Genomic DNA, 239 nt, shown 5'->3' with positions numbered 1-239 from the left:
GGACGTGGTGGCGCTGGCGCAAATGGGTTTTCCCCAAGCGGTGGCGACGCTGGGCACGGCCTGTACCGCTACGCATGTGCAAAAACTGCTGCGCCAAACCGATCACGTGGTGTTCAGTTTCGATGGCGACAGCGCCGGTCGTCGCGCGGCGCGGCGCGCCCTCGATGCCTGTCTGCCGCACGCCAATGATGACAAATTCATCAAATTTTTATTCTTACCGACCGAGCACGATCCTGACA

General features: G+C 60.3%; 1 protein-coding gene. It reads left to right on the top strand.

The features are described from left to right. On the top strand, positions 1 to 239 hold a 239-nt coding region (locus QN347_RS20860), incomplete at both ends, for a toprim domain-containing protein (RefSeq protein ID WP_323494555.1).

Origin of the sequence: Sphingomonas sp. 10B4, assembly GCF_035019905.1 — a bacterium.
Taxonomy (GTDB): Bacteria; Pseudomonadota; Alphaproteobacteria; order Sphingomonadales; family Sphingomonadaceae; genus Sphingomonas; species Sphingomonas glacialis.
The sequence above is the reverse complement of the archived record's forward strand: the minus strand, read 5'-3'. Positions and strand labels throughout refer to the sequence as shown.